Genomic DNA, 1006 nt, shown 5'->3' with positions numbered 1-1006 from the left:
TGTTGGGGCGGGTGCGTGAGGCGTGCTTGGAGGCGTATGCGCATCAGGATGTGCCGTTCGAGTTGGTGGTGGAGCGGCTGAATCCGGTGCGTTCTGGTGGGCGGCATCCCTTGTTCCAGGTGGCGTTGGTGTTGCAGAACAACGAGGAGGCGCGGTTCGGGCTGCCCGGGCTTGAGGTGCGCTCGGAGTCGCTGGGCACGGGGACGGCCAAGTTCGACCTGACGGTGAACCTGTGGGAGACCTTCGACGCGGACGGCGCTCCGGCGGGGATCGATGGGTTCATCGAGTACGCGACGGACCTCTACGACCGGGAGACCGTCGAGTTGTTGGGTGGGCGGTTGGTGCGGTTGTTGGGTGGGGTGGTGGGGGATTTGGGTGTGCGGGTGGGTGTGGTGGATGTGTTGGGCGGGGTGGAGCGGGAGCGGTTGTTGGGGTGGTCGGGCGGTGGGGTTGGTGTGCCGGTTTCGGTTCCGGTTCCGGTGTCTGTGTCGTTGCCGGGGTTGTTCGGGGGGCGGGTGCGGGAGTGCCCGGATGCGGTGGCGGTGGTGTCGGGGGATGTGTCGTGGACGTATGGGGAGGTGGCGGGTCGGGCGAATCGGCTTGCTCGGTGGTTGACCGGGCGTGGGGTGGGCCCGGGGGATGTGGTGGCTGTTGCGGTGCCTGCGGGGCTGGAGCAGTTGGTGACGGTGTTGGGTGTGCTGGGTTCGGGTGCGGGGTTTGTGCCGGTGGATGTGGAGTATCCGGGGGCGCGGATCGGGTGGCTGTTGGAGGATGCGCGCCCCGGTTTGGTGCTGAGTACGCAAGCGGCTGCTGAAAGTCTGCCGGAGGGACTGCTTGCGGAAGTGGTGGCGGTCGATGATCCGGCGATGGTGGAGGCGTGTGCGTCGCTGCCCGATGACGAGGTCACTGATGCTGACCGGCGTAGGGCGTTGGAGCTGTCGGATGTGGCGTATGTGATCTACACGTCGGGTTCGACGGGGGTTCCGAAGGGTGTGGAGGTCACGCA

At 66.9% G+C, this 1006-nt stretch carries 1 protein-coding gene; it reads left to right on the top strand.

Annotated elements, in window-relative coordinates; translation table 11 throughout:
- Positions 1-26: 26 nt before the first annotated feature.
- A partial coding sequence (locus ABZ267_RS33170; protein ID WP_356899741.1) for an AMP-binding protein occupies positions 27-1006 on the top strand: 980 nt, incomplete at its 3' end.

It is taken from the genome of Streptomyces sp. NPDC006174 (genome assembly GCF_040614075.1).
Taxonomy (GTDB): Bacteria; Actinomycetota; Actinomycetes; order Streptomycetales; family Streptomycetaceae; genus Streptomyces.
Note: the sequence above shows the minus strand (reverse complement) of the source record. Positions and strands in the feature narration are given on the sequence as shown.